Origin of the sequence: Aeromonas dhakensis, assembly GCF_000820305.1 — a bacterium.
Taxonomy (GTDB): domain Bacteria; phylum Pseudomonadota; class Gammaproteobacteria; order Enterobacterales; family Aeromonadaceae; genus Aeromonas; species Aeromonas dhakensis.
Window position 1 is genome coordinate 16,752 of sequence record NZ_CDBH01000051.1, and the last position, 15,484, is coordinate 32,235.

Annotated in this window: 11 protein-coding genes; 1 reads left to right on the forward strand and 10 read right to left on the reverse strand. The window is 63.9% G+C overall.

Translation table 11 applies throughout. The features are described 5' to 3' along the window. Window position 1 precedes the first annotated feature (1 nt). From BN1143_RS15035 to BN1143_RS15050, 4 genes are all read right to left on the reverse strand, one after another. Window positions 2-4,885 (reverse strand): PAS domain S-box protein, encoded by a 4,884-nt coding sequence (locus BN1143_RS15035; RefSeq protein ID WP_042051192.1) that lies wholly within the window; start codon window positions 4,883-4,885, stop codon window positions 2-4. A 251-nt stretch (window positions 4,886-5,136) separates the two neighbouring features. Continuing rightward, entirely contained in the window at window positions 5,137-5,904 is a 768-nt protein-coding gene (locus BN1143_RS15040; RefSeq protein ID WP_042051193.1) for a DODA-type extradiol aromatic ring-opening family dioxygenase, read from the reverse strand. A 321-nt stretch (window positions 5,905-6,225) separates the two neighbouring features. Continuing rightward, window positions 6,226-6,696: a BamJ family beta-barrel-assembly machinery protein gene (locus tag BN1143_RS15045; RefSeq protein WP_010633350.1), complete on the reverse strand. Its 471-nt coding sequence runs from the start codon at window positions 6,694-6,696 to the stop codon at window positions 6,226-6,228. 159 nt (window positions 6,697-6,855) lie between these two features. Continuing rightward, complete coding sequence (locus BN1143_RS15050) at window positions 6,856-8,010, reverse strand: sodium:phosphate symporter (RefSeq protein WP_042051194.1); 1,155 nt, start codon at window positions 8,008-8,010, stop codon at window positions 6,856-6,858. A 248-nt stretch (window positions 8,011-8,258) separates the two neighbouring features. Here BN1143_RS15050 and BN1143_RS15055 point away from each other — a divergent pair, with 248 nt between their 5' ends. Next, a complete protein-coding gene (locus BN1143_RS15055; protein WP_042051195.1) occupies window positions 8,259-8,639 on the forward strand; it encodes a hypothetical protein in 381 nt (126 codons plus the stop codon). An 87-nt stretch (window positions 8,640-8,726) separates the two neighbouring features. Here BN1143_RS15055 and BN1143_RS15060 read toward each other — a convergent pair whose 3' ends face one another. The 6 genes from BN1143_RS15060 to BN1143_RS15075 all read right to left on the reverse strand — a co-directional run bounded on the left by BN1143_RS15060 (window position 8,727) and on the right by BN1143_RS15075 (window position 15,179). Beyond that, window positions 8,727-10,070 (reverse strand): APC family permease, encoded by a 1,344-nt coding sequence (locus BN1143_RS15060; RefSeq protein WP_042051196.1) that lies wholly within the window; start codon window positions 10,068-10,070, stop codon window positions 8,727-8,729. Beyond that, a complete protein-coding gene (locus BN1143_RS22655) occupies window positions 10,070-10,219 on the reverse strand; it encodes a hypothetical protein (RefSeq protein WP_017765716.1) in 150 nt (49 codons plus the stop codon). Before BN1143_RS22655 ends, BN1143_RS15060 begins: the two co-directional genes overlap by 1 nt. Window positions 10,220-10,576: 357 nt before the next feature. Further along, on the reverse strand, window positions 10,577-11,920 hold the full coding sequence (locus BN1143_RS15065) for an APC family permease (protein ID WP_005303048.1): 1,344 nt from the start codon (window positions 11,918-11,920) through the stop codon (window positions 10,577-10,579). Further along, window positions 11,917-12,042 carry a hypothetical protein gene (locus BN1143_RS22860; protein ID WP_005303046.1) on the reverse strand — a complete coding sequence of 42 codons (126 nt, stop codon included), beginning with the start codon at window positions 12,040-12,042 and terminating at the stop codon, window positions 11,917-11,919. The genes BN1143_RS15065 and BN1143_RS22860 overlap by 4 nt, the downstream gene beginning before the upstream one ends. Window positions 12,043-12,277: 235 nt before the next feature. Beyond that, the gene (gene gabT / locus BN1143_RS15070) at window positions 12,278-13,567 is read right to left on the reverse strand and encodes a 4-aminobutyrate--2-oxoglutarate transaminase (protein ID WP_042051197.1); all 1,290 of its coding nucleotides are present in this window, start codon (window positions 13,565-13,567) and stop codon (window positions 12,278-12,280) included. A gap of 148 nt (window positions 13,568-13,715) precedes the next feature. Next, complete coding sequence (locus BN1143_RS15075; RefSeq protein ID WP_019840189.1) at window positions 13,716-15,179, reverse strand: NAD-dependent succinate-semialdehyde dehydrogenase; 1,464 nt, start codon at window positions 15,177-15,179, stop codon at window positions 13,716-13,718. Between the last annotated feature and the right edge of the window lie 305 nt (window positions 15,180-15,484).

Genomic DNA, 15,484 nt, shown 5'->3' on the forward strand with positions numbered 1-15,484 from the left:
ATCATTGGTTGTCGCATAGGGCGTGTCCCAGCTTGAGGGCGGCACCGAACTCCAGGTTGTCGATCAGGCCGGCAAACTGGCGAAAGGCGGTGTGCAGCTGCGGCGGCGTCTTGGGCGCCAGGGCCTCGGTCAGCTCGACCGCCGCCAGATTGCCATCTTCCAGCAGCGCCAGGATGTGCTGCATGGCCTCCCGCCATTCGGCGAGGGACAAGGCATCATCGGCCGGCTGCGTGGTGGTGTCGGGGGGCGGGGCGAAGGTTTTTTCGAGGCTCTCCAGGCTGAGCCGCACCGTCTCCTGCAACCGCTGCAGCCAGCCGGCGTCAGCCAGCAGCGCAGCGGCCTGCTGCTGGTCGGCGTGGAGCAGGGCCTGCTCCTGCGCCTTGGCCAGGGTGGCCAGTTGGCAGGCCCCCATGGTGCTGGCGCTGCCCTTGATGGCGTGCAATATGCGACAGGCCTCCGTGACCTGGCCAGCGGCGATGGCCTGGTGCAAGGCCTCCAGCTGTTCTGCCATGTCGGGGTCGAACAGGCTCAGGATCCGTTGCAGCAGTTCGATATCGTTGTCAAAACGCTGGCGTATGACGGATTCCGCTTCCAGCAGGGCTTCGCTGGCTGCGGGGGACGGGGGCTGGGCAAGGGCTGGCTGGCCAGCCTTGCCAAGCTGGGCCAGCAGGGTGGAGACCAGCTGTTCGAGGGCAATGGGCTTGCCCACATGCTCATTCATGCCGGCAGCCAGGCAGAGCTGGCGATCCGCTTCCGAGGCGTTGGCGGTCATGGCGATGATGGGCAGGTTGGCAAACTGCGGGTGGGCCCGGATCTGGCGGGTGGCCTCCAGCCCGTCAATATCCGGCATCTGCATGTCGATCAGCACGGCATCAAACGAGGGGGCTTGCTGCAATACCATGGCCACCCCGTCCCGCCCGCATTCGGCCAGCAGCACCCTGGCCCCTTCGCAGCTCAGCAATTCGCAGGCGACCTGGCGGTTGAGCAGATTGTCCTCCACCACCAGCAGGGTGAGACCACTCAGCCGGCGGGTGTGCTGGGCAGGGAGAGCGGGCGCGACGTCCTGGCCATTGAGGGCCTGATAGATGGCCTCTGCCAGCTGCTTGGGAGTCACGGGTTTGGTCAGCAGGCTGACGAAGGGGGTGGCGCCCGACTGGTGCGACTCGGTGAACACCTCGTGGCCGTAGGCGGTGACCATGATGACTCCGGGGACAGGGTCTTGCCCGGCCTGTTGCCGGATCTGGGCGGCGGCGTTCAGTCCATCCATGCCCGGCATGCTCCAGTCCATCAGCACTATGTCGAAGGGACGGCCCTGGGCACGGGCTTCGGCGACCCGGCGGACGGCCTCGGCCCCCGAGTGGACCAGCTCGGCCTGCCAGCCGAGCTGCAGCAGGGTGCGTTGCAGCAGCTCTGCCGCCAGCTCGCTGTCGTCGACCACCAGAATGTAGGGGGGCGGTGCCATGTCCGGGCAGGCCTCCTTGAGAGACTGGGGGGCGGCCTGTGCCAGGGTGATGTCGAACCAGAAGCGGCTGCCACGGCCAGGTTCACTCTCGACCCGCAGCTCTGCCCCCATCAGCTTGAGCAGGCGTTTGCAGATCACCAGCCCCAGTCCGGAGCCGCCGAAGCGACGGGTGGTGGAGGCCTCGGCCTGGGTGAAGCTCTCGAAGATGCGCTCCAGCTGGTGGGCGCTGATGCCGATGCCGCTGTCGGTGACGGCCACGCGGATGGTGACCGTCTGCTCATGGCGGGCCAGCAGCGCCATGGTGATCACCACTTGCCCCTTGATGGTGAACTTGAGGGCATTGCCCGCCAGGTTGGTGAGCACCTGCTGCAGGCGCATGCTGTCACCGATCAGGTGATTGGGCAGGTGGGGGTCGATATCGAACATGACCTCGATCTCTTTCTGGCGCTGGTTGCCGTCCAGTACGATGGCCAGGTCCCGCATCAGCAGCTCGATGTCGAAGGGGTGCAGATCGAGCTGCAGCTTGCTGGCCTCGATCTTCGAGTAGTCGAGAATGTCGTTGAGCAAGCCCAGCAGGGAGTTGGCCGCCGAGTGCGCCTTGACCACATAGTCGAGCTGGCGGGCGGTGAGCTCTGTGTACTGGATCAGCTGCAACATGCCGAGTACGGCGTTGAGGGGGGTGCGGATCTCGTGGCTCATGTTGGCGAGGAAGGAGGACTTGGTCTGGCTGGCGGCATCTGCCTGCTCCTTGGCATAGAGCAGGCGGGACTCCAGCTCGGTCTGGGCTGTGATGTCACGGTTGAAGCCGATGACGCGCAGCGCCTGACCGCTGCTGTCCCGCTCCACTTTGGCCCCGGCCTGGATCACCCGGTGATCGCAGTTGTCCTGCATCACCCGAAAGACGGGGTCGTAGATGCCGGTGCCGGCCACGGCGCGGTTCAGGCTGGCAGTGGTGGCCGCCAGATCGTCCGGGTGCACCCTGTTTGCCCAGTGCTGGTAGTTGAGCCCCTCGTCCCTGAGCGTCAGCGGCAGATCGTAGAGCTCGAACATGCGGTTGTTCCAGCTCAGGGCGTTGCTGCCGAGCTCCCATGACCAGATCCCCAGCTCGGCCACGTCGGCCGCCATCTGCAGCTGATCGCGGGTCGACAGGATCTCGTTGCGCTGGGCCAGTTGCTGGGTCATGTCGGTCATGATGCAGACGAACATGCTGGAGCCCGCCGCCTGCATCCGGCCGATCGACATCTGCAGCGGGAACTCGCTGCCATCGCGCCGCCGTCCGATAAACTCCCTCTCCATCAGGGCGGCCAGCTGGCTGTCGCTGAGGGTGCCGAGGGGGAATTCACCCAGTTCATGCTCATCGCTGCTGTGCAACAGGGTCTGCACCTGTCGGCCCTGGATCTCGCCGGCCTGATAGCCAAAGGCGGTCTGACCGGCCGGGTTGAGGGAGTGAATGCGACCGTCAGGATCCATGGTCATGATGGGGTTGACGGCGGTGTCCAGGATGGCGCGGGTGATCTCGAGACTCTCGGCCAGCTTCTTCTCGGCCGCCTTGCTGTCGGTGATGTCCAGACCGATGCCAAGGTAGCCCCGGCTGATCCCCTGTTCATCACGGATGGCGGTGATCACCAGGGTGACGGGGAAGCGGCTGCCATCCTTGCGCACATAGGTCCACTCCCGGCTCTCCGCCCCTTCCCGTTCCGGTTTGTAGACGAACACCTGGAAGCCGCTGATCTGCTCGCCGTACTGGGCGCTGAGCTCGACACTGCGGGCCTGCATCTCGTCGCGGGTGTGGAAGATGCCGGGGGTCTCCTTGCCGACCACGTCGGCGGCGCTGTATCCCAGCAGCTGCTCGGCCCCCTCGTTGAACAGGGTGATGGTGCCCTCCAGATCGGCCGCTATGATGGAGATTGCCGAGGCGGAGCGCAGGACGTTGCTCAATAACACGTTGATCTTGCTCAGCTCAGCCGTGCGCTCTGCCACCTGATGTTCCAGATTGGCGTTGAGCTCCAGGATCTTGGCCTCTGCCTGCTTCTGGGCCGTGATGTCCCGGATGGTCTCTGAGGTGCCGACCAGCTTGCCCCTATGGTCATAGATGGGGGCGATGGAGATGGAGAGATCCAGCAGATGGCCGTCCCTGTGCCGACGCCGGGCGGAGAAGCTCGGGATCCGGACGCCCTGCCTGAGGTCGGCGAGCCGCGCCTTCTCGCCGGCGCTGTCGTGATCCGTCTGAAACAGCGCGCTGTCGGTACGGGTCAGCGCCTCGCCGGCCGGGTAACCGAACAGATCTTCGGCCCCCTTGTTCCAGCTTACGATGACGCCGTTCAGGGTCTTGGCGATGATGCCGTCACTGGCACCGGCCACGATGGCGGCCAGTCTGGCCTGTTCCTCAATAATCTGCAGACGTTGCTGTTGCCCCTGAGCCCGCATGCGCGCGAGCAGGGTGAGCAGCAGAGTGAAGAGGCCGCCGGTGAACAACACCACATAGGGAGAGGTCTGGTTGAGCTGCGCCACGAACAGGGGATGGGCGTCGAGCCTGATCTGCCAGCGGCGGCCATGAATTTCCCGCTCGGCGGCTCTGGACATGGTGATGTGGTGCGGATTGCGCGACTCGTGGTCGATGGCACTGGTATAGAAGGGCTGGATATGCCGGGGGTCGGTCACATCGATCAGTCTGATGTGAAAGGCCGGGCTCTCCAGATGCAGGGCGTCCAGCAACTCTTCCATCAGCAAGGGGGTATAGCTCCAGCCAAACCCGGCGGCCTCTCGCTCCTCGGGAGTCGCTGGAGTGGTCACGGTGCGGTAGATGGGCATCAGCATCAGAAAGGATTGCCTTGGCTTGCCCGTGGCCTGTACCAGGGTGATGGGGGGGGTCAGCCGTACCTCGCCGCTGCGGATAGCGGCGAGGGCCGCCTCACGGCGTGAGGGTTCCGAGGCGATGTCCAGCCCGATGGCCGCCTTGTTGCGTGATAGCGGCTCGATAAACTGGATGATGAAATGTTCACCCCGATAGGGCGAGAGCAGCTGAAGGGTGAAACCTGGCCGCCCATCTCGTCGGGCGCGCAGGATGAAGTCGTCGAGCTCGGCATCCTTCACTCGCCTGATGAAGCCAAAACCCCGGGCACCGGGGAATTCACTGTCCACATCCCTGGTCAGGCTGTAACGAACGAAGTCCTCGTTGTCGAAGGCATGTTCGCCGGCGGTCAGGATGGCGCCTCGTACCCCTCTGAGACCGTACTGATACAGATCGAGTCGCGCCTTGACGGTATCTGCGACGTGCTCCGTGGCCGCTGTGATGCTGGCTTGCACCTGCTTGTCATTGCTGTAATGGAGGAGGAGGGTGCCGAGCAGGGAGAGCAGCAGGCCGATGAGCAATACCAGGCCTGCACTGCGGTTCAACCCTAAAAAGGGGTGGTGATTGCGCAAGCTGAAGCCTCCTTGCCTCGCTGATGACGTAGAACACACCCGATGTGACGATTCTGCCATTTTGGCCAGAGTAGCGTTAATGCATTGAAAGTAAACCCTGATATCCCGCAATCAAAACACAGAGCGCAAATGACGGCGCTCTGTGTTGGTTCAAAGTGGTATCAAATGGGTTGCAACATAACTTAGCACTGATCGCAGCCACTTGTATCCGATTCTCCTGCTCTACGCCTTGGCCTGAATGGCAGCCGCGTCTACGCAAAGCGGTAGGAGCCCATGTAGAGGCTGCCGCCATCCCAGCTGTCGTGCAGTTTGACCGGCTTGTCCTGGCCGGCGGCGCCGAGTGCCACGAACAGCGGGCGCAGGTGATCGTCGTGAGGGTGGGATTCCACCGCCCCCGGCGCGCGGGCGCGGTAATCTTCCAGCGCCGCTCTGTCACCCTCGGCCATGGTCAACTCCAGCCAGTCGACGAAACTGCGGGCCCAGCCCGGCACCGGCGAGTTTTCCGGCCCCAGTGCCCGCAGGTTGTGGGTGATGGCGCCGGAGGCCAGGATGCCGATCCCCTGGGCACGCAGCTGCTGCAGCGCCTCCCCCAGCTGCCACAGCTGGCGCGGGGTGAAGCTGGCCGGGATGGAGAGCTGCACCAGCGGGACGCTGCTGGCGGGATCCATCAGCGAGAGCGGCGACCAGACCCCGTGATCCAGCTCGCGGCGCACCGGCTCGGCGGGCAGGCCCGCCAGCAGCAGCTGGTCACTCACCGCCTCCTGCAACCAGAGCGGGCTGCTGGCCGGCCAGCGGATGTGATAGAGCGGCTCGGGGAAACCGTAGAAGTCGTACATCAAGGCCGGATTGGGCTCGACGTTGATCTGCAGCTCGCTGCGGGTAAACCAGTGGGCCGAGATGACCACCAGCCCCTTGAGATCGCCAAGGCGCAGACTTTTGAGGAAGTGGGTCGCCGGCTGGTCGCGCAGAACCAGATCCGGGGCGCCATGGGAGATGAACCAGACGGGGGCGATAGACATGACAGACTCCATATGCGTTGTATTGGTGCCAGGGCACCGAAAACGGTGGGCCAGGGCGACATGCCACTGACGATATGGTCATTATCTGCCCCGAAAATGAAGTTAACAATCCAGCTTGATGAATAAGCACTGTTCACTATTGGTTGATAGTGAAGGGGGAAGGATGGGAGGTTTACCTATGACAAGGCCGGCGCAGTGGCCGGCCCTGAGAAAGGCTGAGAGCGTCTTGCCCCACAGCCATCAGTTCATCTTGATGCGGATTTTATCCCTAACCGCGCCACCTCGCAGGTCAGCACGGGCGCAGGGTGGGATCTGACCGGTTTACTGAATACCGAGCAGCTCGACGTCGAAGATCAATACAGATCCCGGCGGGATCTTGCCGGCGGCGCGATCGCCGTAGGCGAGGTTGGCGGGGATGTAGAAGCGGGTCTTCTCCCCTTCCACCATCAGCTGTACCCCTTCGGTCCAGCCCTTGATCACCTGGTTGAGGCCAAACTCGATGGGCTCGCCGCGGGCGACCGAGCTGTCGAAGACGGTGCCGTCCAGCAGCTTGCCCTCGTAGTGCACCTTCACCTTGCTGGTGGCGGTGGGGTGAACGGTGCCGCTGCCGGGGGTCAGTACTTCGTACTGCAGGCCGGAGGCGGTGGTGGTCACCAGGGGTTTTTCCTTGTTGGCGGCGAGGAACTCGGCCCCCTTGCGCACATTCTCTTCCGCCAGCTTCCTGTTGTTGCTGCTCGAGTAGAAGTAGTAGGCGACGCCGGCAACCAGCAGCGCGATCAGAACGAGTTTCATCGGGTATCCCTATGTCGTGAAATGCCGGGAGGGCAGTGAGTGCGGCATCTTATCCCAGCCGGGGCGTCAGGGCGAGCCGGGGCGGGGCAGGATGTGACCGGACGGGCAAATGAGCAGGGGGAGGCGACTGGCGCCTCCCCCTCGTCGTCAGGGCGGTCGTTACTTGGCGGCCACCATCATCAGGGCGGGCAGGGCGAAGAAGAGGCCCGCCACGTAGCCGAGTGCCAGTAGCTTGTTCTCGCTGCCGACCCGGGCCAGCCCCTCGGCCGCCTTGACCGGCAGCTCGCGCAGGAAGGGCACCCCGTAGATGAGCACCACGGCGAACAGGTTGAACAGTACGTGCACCAGGGCGATGGTCAGCGCCAGCTTGGCCCCGGCACCACTGATGGCGGTGGCGGCCAGCAGGGCGGTGATGGTGGTGCCGATATTGGCGCCCAGGGTGAAGGGATAGAGCTGACGGGTGCTGAACACGCCGCTGCCGGCCAGCGGGATCATCAGGCTGGTGGTGGTGGAAGAGGACTGCACCATCACGGTAACCAGAGTGCCGGAGGCGATGCCGGTCAGCGGGCCGCGGCCCAGCGCCTTGTGCAGCACCTCTTTGGCACGGCCGACCAGCACCCGTTGCAGTACCTTGCCGAGCCAGGTGACGCAGCCGAGGATCAGCAGGATGCCGATGACGATGGTGGCGATGGCCGGCCCTTTGCCCGGCAGGAAGGCCACCAGGTCATCGATGAAGTTGAGGGCCGGGGAGATGAGGGGCTTCATGAAATCCATCCCCTTCATCGACATGTCGGCGGAGCCTACCAGCAGGGTGGCCAGCGCCTCGGCACTCTTTTGCAGCAGACCGAACATCAGCTCCAGCGGCAGGAAGATGAACACCGCCAGCAGGTTGAAGAAGTCGTGCACAGTGGCGGCGGCAAAGGCGCGGCGAAACTCGCCCCGATCCCGGATATGGCCGAGGGAGACGATGGTGTTGGTGATGGTGGTGCCGAGGTTGGCGCCCATCACCATGGGAATGGCCATGCCGATGGGCAGGCCGCCGGCCACCAGACCGACGATCACCGAGGTGACCGTGCTGGAGGATTGCACCAGGGCGGTGGCCAGGATGCCGAGCAGCAGGGCGACGAAGGGGTTGTTGGCGAAGGCGAAGATCTGGGCCGCGCCCTCGGCGCCGCCGGAGAAGCCCTTGAAGCCGTGGGAGACGGCGCCGACGGCAACCAGGATCAGGTAGATCAGGGTGATCACAGCGAGCCAGTTGAACAGTGGGCCAGTACGACGGGTCTGCTGTTGTGCAAAAGATGGGGTGCTGTGCATGAAGCCTCTTGGGACAGTCTGCTTGAAAATGGACGGGCGCATTACAGCAGGGCTCCATGACAGAAATATGACAAAGTGACACTTTTGTGATGATTTGATGACATGGCCGGGTGGGGAAGATGGGACAGAAGGTGTCGGATTGGGCCGGGATCTCGCCCCGTTTGGCTGCGAATGTGTCTGACGGCTTGCCGCCGGGGCACAGGGCGTTATGCTGCGGCCTTCCTTATCTCAACCAGCGTGGTGTTGTTATGCGTGCATGGGTGTTGTGTCTGTCCCTGGGTCTGTTGTCTGTCGGTGCCCAGGCGAGCGTGTTGAAATCCGAGTGCAACCTCGACAAGGCAATGAAGAACGAGGCGCTCAATGCGACTCTGGGGGTCAAGGGCCGCTGTGATACCGACAAGCTGGTGCGCCAACAGAAAGAGAAGGCCGGGGCCGAGGTGAAGAAGTACACCACGGACGTGCTGGACCAAAAAACCGCCGGCATCAAGGAGGGCAAGAGCCAGCTGCAGGGGACCCAGCAGAAGGTCAATCAGGCCGGCCAGCAGCTCAAGCAGACCCAGCAGGATGTGAAGGCGGTGGCCAAGGATCCGCTCAAGGCGGCTGCCACTGCGGTGATCAACCAGGGTTGAGCCCGGCCGCCGCGAGGGCGGTGATCAGATGAGGTGCACGAAGAAGGGGAGCCATGGCTCCCCTTCTGCTTGGTTGGCGCTGGCCGCTTACTGCGAGTCGGCCGCCTCTTCGTACTGACGGAAGGGGATGCGGAACACCGCGAGGCGCAGGAACAGGTAGGTGACGCCGAGGCCGGCCCAGATCAGGCCCAGCTCCAGCGAGCTCTGCTCCAGGTTGATCCAGAGCGCGCCTATGGTGGCGGCACCCAGCAGCGGCAGCAGCAGGAACAGCAGGTGCTCCTTGAGGCTCTTGTTGCGCTTCTCGCGTACCCAGAACTGACCGATGACCGACAGGTTGACGAAGGTGAAGGCCACCAGGGCACCGAAGTTCACCAGCGCCAGCGCCATGTCCAGATCGAACGACACCGCGGAGAGGGCCAGGGCGCCCACCATCAGCACGTTGATGGCCGGGGTGCGGTATTTGGGGTGGATGTAGCCGAATACCCGCTCCGGGATCATCCGATCGCGCCCCATCACGTAGAGGATGCGGGACACGCCGGCGTGGGCGGCCATGCCGGAGGCCAGCACGGCTACTGTGGTGCACACCAGTACCACGCTCTGGAACAGGGTGCCGCCGACGTAGAGGGCAATCTCCGGCAGCACGGCGTCCGGCTCCTTGAAGCGGGCCAGATCCGGGAAGTAGAGCTGCAGGAAGTAGGAGACGGTCACGAAGATGATGCCGCCGATCAGCGCAGTCAGCACGATGGCGCGCGGGATCACCTTGCCGGCGTTCGGGGTCTCTTCGGAGAGCGAGCTCAAGCCGTCGAAGCCCAGGAACGAGAAGCAGAGGATGGTGGCGCCGGTGAACAGCGGCACCATGCCGGCCGACTCGAAGTGGAACGGACGGCTGCTCAGCATGGTCGCGGCCCCTTCACCCTGATAGATGCCCCAGCCCATCAGGCCGAGGAAGACGGTGATGATGGCCAGCTGGATGAAGACGATGACGCCGTTGAAGTTGGCCACCAGGTTGATGCCGCGCAGGTTCAGGAAGGTCATCACGGTCACCAGACCGAAGATGAAGATCCAGGGCTCGACGCCGGGGAACATGGCGGTCAGGTAGATCTTGGCCAGCAGGATGTTGATCATCGGCATGAACATGTAGTCGAGCAGGGAAGACCAGCCGACCATGAAGCCGATGTAGGGGTTGAACACCTTCTGGGCGTAGGTATAGGCAGAGCCCGCGGAGGGGAACTTGCGCACCAGGTGGCCGTAGCTGATGGCGGTCAGCAGAATGCCGCCGAGCGCCAGCAGATAGGCGGTGGCGACGCGGCCTTCGGTAATGTCACCGACGATGGCGAAGGTATCGAATACCGCCATGGGTGTGAGGTAAGCCAGACCCATCACCACTACCTGGAAGAGGGTGAGCGTCTTGAGCAGCTTGGCACCGGCCATCACGCTTTCTCCTCTGTGATCGCCAGGGCGGCGAAGGGGGACGGGATCAGGGACGCAGCGCGTCGCTGGACACAGGGGGCGCCGGTCTGTGGCACAGACAAGTGGCGCACGCCGGCGGGGACCGGCAGGAAAGCAATGAAATGCCCCATGTATTTCCTCACAACGTCGGGAGATTGCCTGGCAATCTCGGTATCAATTCCGGTACAAAGTCCGGCCTCTTGGTGAATGTGGTTTACCCCTTAAAAACGAAGAACCGATGTTGCAAAAAACATCGGCTCTCAGGGGCGGCGTATTGTGCCCTCAGGGGGGGGAGGACACAAGCAAAAATGCCCCCGCCAGGGCATTTTGTTGACCTGGGTCAGGTCGGGGTTGAGCCCCCGGCTGGCAGCCTGTGCTGACAGGGGCGCGAGCGAAGCCGCTCCGGCGCGCGTGCCGCTGTCACGGCGGGTGAACAGGGGTAAAAAAACGCCCGCGAAAGGCGGGCGCAGTAGTCATGAAAAGGGGGCTCAGGAGGCGTCGGTTTCGGGCCGGCGCAGCTGGACCCGGAACACGGTGAGGCGCAGCAGCAGATAGAGGGCGCCGAGGGCGGCCCAGATCAGCCCCAGCTCGAAGGAGGCCGGCTCCAGATTGAGCCAGAGCACGCCGATGCAGGCGGCGCCACACAGAGGCAGCAGCAGGAAGATCAGGTGATCCCGCAGCGTCTTGTTGTGACCGAGCTTGACGTAGAAGTGTGCAATCACCGCCAGATTGACGAAGGTGAAGGCCACCAGCGCGCCGAAGTTGATCAGTGCCAGCGCCATCTCCAGATCGAACGACACCGCCGAGAGGGCCAGGATCCCCACCAGTAGCACGTTCAGCGCCGGGGTCTGCCAGGTCGGGTGGATATAGGCGAAGAAGCGGCTCGGCAGGGCGCGATCCCGTCCCATCACGTAGAGCAGGCGCGACACGCCGGCGTGGGAGGCGAGCCCCGAGGCCAGCACCGCCACCGTGGTGCAGACCAGCACCACCGCCTGGAACAGCTTGCCGCCCACATAGAGGGCGATTTCCGGCAGCACCGCATCCGGCTGCTGGAAGCGGGAGATGTCCGGGAAGAACAGCTGCAGGAAGTAGGAGACGGAGATGAACAGCACGCCGCCGATCAGCGCCGTCAGCACGATGGCGCGGGGGATCACCCGATCCGCGTTCGGCGTCTCTTCCGACAGGGTGGTGATGGCGTCAAAGCCGAGGAACGACAGACAGAGGATGGAGGCGCCGGTGAGCAGGGGGGCCACCGCCATCTGATCGGAGAAGAAGGGACGGCTGCTCGCCACCGTGCCAAGCCCCTCGCCATGGTAGACACCCCAGGCGATGAGGCCGATGAAGACGGCGATGATGCTGAACTGCATGATGACGATCAGGCTGTTGAAGTTGGCCACCAGCTTGATGCCGCGCAGGTTCAGGAAGGTCATGACGGCGGCCAGCCCCAGGATGTAGGTCCAGGGTTCCACGCTCGGGAACAGGGCCTCCATGTAGATCTTGGCCAGCAGCATGTTGATCATCGGCATGAACATGTAGTCGAGCAGGGAGACCCAGCCCACCATGAAGCCCACGTAAGGGTGGAACACCTTCTGGGCATAGGTGTAGGCGGAGCCTGCCGAGGGAAACTTGCGTACCAGGTGGCCGTAACTCATGGCGGTGAACAGCATGCCGATGAGGGCGAACAGGTAGGCGGTCGGCACATGGCCTTCGGTGATTTCGGTGACGATGCCGAAGGTGTCAAACACCGCCATGGGGGTCAGGTAGGCCAGACCCATGATGACGACGTGCCACAGCTTCAGGCTTTTTTTCAGGCCGACGGGTTGGGCATTCATTGTGCTTTCCCCTCAATCCGGGCCGAAGGGATCAGGCTGACGGCATCAACCTGGGCATAGGGGGCGCCAGCAAGGCGGCGCAGACCGGCGCGGGCCGGCAGGAAAGCAGTGAAATACCCCATGGTGTTCCTCACTAGAGAAGCGGGTGTCGTGAGATGGCAACCCATCTCGCTATCTTTTCCGGTCGGTTCCGGCCTCGTTGTGGATTTGTTTGCCGCAAAAAAAGAACCTGACTCAGCAAGTGGTCGGTCCTTTTACGCGGCGGCGCATTGTGCATTCGTGTTGCCCCCTTGACAAGCATATCAAGGGGGCAAAAACGCATTTTTTTGCACTAATGGGCGAATGCTCTGTTTCAGATCAGGCGTGAGCCGCCTGCAGGGCCTGTTCAAGCAGGGTCAGCCCCTCCTCGATGATGGCCGGCGAGGCCGTCAGCGGCGCCAGGAAGCGGATGACGTTGGCGCGCACGCCGCAGGCCAGCAGCACCAGCCCGCGTTTGCCCGCCTCGGCCACCAGTCGCTTGGTGAGCTCGGCATCCGGCCGGTTTGCGTCGCGCTGCTTGACCAGCTCCATGGCCACCATGGCGCCGGGGCCACGGATGTCGCCGATGCAGTCAAAACGCTCGGCCAGCTGCTGCAGGCGCGCCTTGATCTGCTCGCCCTGGGCCTGAGCCTGCTGGTTGAGACGCTCCTCTTCGATCACCTCCAGCACCGCCAGGGCGGCGGCGCAGGCGATGGGGGAGCCGGCGTAGGTGCCGCCCAGACCACCCGGCTTGGCGGCGTTCATCACCTCCGCCTTGCCCACCACGGCGGAGAGCGGGAAGCCGCCGGCCAGGCTCTTGGCGAGCGTCATGATGTCCGGCTCGATGCCGCTGTATTCGGTGGCGAAGGTCTTGCCGGTGCGACAGAAACCGCTCTGGATCTCGTCGCAGATGAGCAGGATGCCGTGCTGATCGCACAGCTGGCGCAGGCGCTGCATGAAGCTGGCGGAGGCGGGGTAGAAGCCCCCTTCACCCTGCACCGGTTCGATGATGATGGCGGCCACCCGGGTCGGTTCGATATCCGAGCTGAAGCAGAGATCCAGCGCAGCCAGCGCATCGGCCTCGCTCACTCCCAGATAGTCGCTCGGGAAGGGCAGGTGATAGACCTCCCCCGGGAAGGGGCCGAAACCGGTCTTGTAGGGCACCACCTTGCCGGTGAGCGCCATCCCCATCATGGTGCGGCCGTGAAAGCCCCCCTTGAAGGCGATGGTGCCGCTACGGCCGGTGTGGGCGCGGGCGATCTTGATGGCGTTCTCCACCGCCTCGGCGCCGGTGGAGAGAAACAGGGTGCGTTTCGGGGTGGGGCCGGGCACCAGGGCATTCAATTTCTCCGCCAGCTCGATATAGCCGGGGTAGGGGGTGACCTGGAAGCAGGTGTGGCTGAACTTCTCCAGCTGCGCGCGCACCGCGGCCACCACTTTCGGGTGGTTGTGGCCGGTGTTGAGCACGGCGATGCCGGAGGCAAAATCGATGTAGCGGTTGCCCTCCACATCCCACAGCTCGGCGTTTTGCGCCCGGTCGATAAACACCGGCAGCAGGGTGCCGACGCCGTTGACCACGGCGGCTTCGCGGCGCGCTTGCCACGCCTTGTTTGATGCTGACTGACTCATCTTTCCTCCCTGAGGGGCCGGGGGCCCCTGTCTCAATGTGGCGAGGCCCCTTGGGAGCACTCACTTCGTCCTTGTGAACTGATATGGCTGCGCCGGCGGGTGGCAGGCCCCTGTTGCAGGCCCGGCCGCCGGCGCAAGATGTGACTGCCTAGCGGATGCCGCCGAAGCAGAGGTATTTGGTCTCGAGGTACTCCTCCAGCCCTTCGGCCGCCCCTTCACGACCGAGGCCCGACTCCTTGATGCCACCAAAGGGGGCCAATTCGGTCGAGATGATCCCCTCGTTGATGCCGACCATGCCGTATTCGAGCTGCTCGGCCACCCGCCAGACGCGGGCGATGTCACGGCCGTAGAAATAGGCAGCCAGACCATAGGGGGTGTCGTTGGCCAGGGCGATGGCCTCGGCCTCGGTCTCGAAGCGCACCAGCGGCGCCACCGGGCCGAAGATCTCCTCCTGCAGGATGGGGTTGGTTTTATCCACCTTGCCCAGAATGGTGGGTTGGTAGAAGAGCGGGCCGGCGGGGTGGGCTTCGCCCCCCAGCAGCAACTCGGCGCCGGCGGCGGTGGCCTGCTTGACCAGCTCGGCCACCTTGCTGGCGGCGGCCGGGTTGATGAGCGGGCCTATCTGGGTGCCCTCGCTCATGCCGTCGCCCACCTTGAAGGCCTTGACCGCGGCGGTGAGCTTCTCGGCGAAGGCGTCGTAGATGCCGGCCTGCACCAGGATACGGTTGGCGCAGACGCAGGTCTGGCCGGCGTTGCGGTATTTGGAGGCGAGCGCGCCGGCGATGGCGGCGTCGAGATCGGCGTCGTCAAACACGATAAAGGGAGCGTTGCCGCCGAGCTCCAGCGACAGCTTCTTCATGGTGTCGGCGCATTGGCGCATCAACAGCTTGCCGATGCGGGTGGAGCCGGTGAAGGAGAGCTTGCGCACCGTCTTGTTGTTGCACAGCTCGTTGCCCACCGCCGCGGCCTGATGGCTGGTGACGATGTTGATGACCCCGGCCGGGATCCCAGCCTGTTCTGCCAGCGCCGCCAGTGCCAGTGCACAGAGCGGGGTCTCGGCGGCCGGCTTGATGACGATGGTGCAACCGGCGGCCAGCGCCGGGCCCGCCTTGCGGGTGATCATGGCGATGGGGAAGTTCCAGGGGGTGATGGCGGCGACTACCCCCACCGGCTGCTTGATGGTGGCCAGCCGGCGGTCGCTGGAGAAGCCCGGAATGGTGCGGCCATAGGCACGTTTGCCCTCTTCCGCGAACCACTGGATGAAGCTGGCACCGTAGGCCACTTCCCCCTTGGCCTCGGCCAGCGGCTTGCCCTGCTCGCAGGTCATGATGCGGGCCAGCTCCTCCTGGTTGGCCATGATGAGCTCGAACCAGGCGTAGAGTCGGTTGCTGCGCTCCTTGGCGGTGAGCGCGGCCCAGCCCGGCTGGGCCGCGTGGGCGGCGGCGATGGCGCGGCGGGTGTCGCCCTCGTCCATGTCGGGTACCTGGGTGATGACCTGGCCGGTGGCCGGGTTGTGCACCTCGAACCGGTGTCCGCCGCTGGCTTCGCACCAGCGACCATCTATATAGGCAAGGGATTTGATCAGGGAGAGTGCGGGTTGTGATGCTGACATAGATAGCAAGCCTCGATTGTGGGTCAGGGGGCCGGCTCATCCTGTGCCGCCACCGTATAGAATAATAAGCACAGGAAGACCATAAATTGAGCTGAAATGTTTTTCAAGTGTTAAATATATTTGAGTAAACTGTGTCTCGCGTGCTAGAAATGGAGCTGTTGGAGCGATTTTACCGGTTTCCGTGGTGCAGGGTGTGCAAAATAATGAACGGAGTGCACTGTGCAGGATAACAAACAGGTCGGTCGGATTGACTCGCTATTTTAACCGGGGCCGCCAATGGCTCCTACCAGGCACACAGGGAGGTG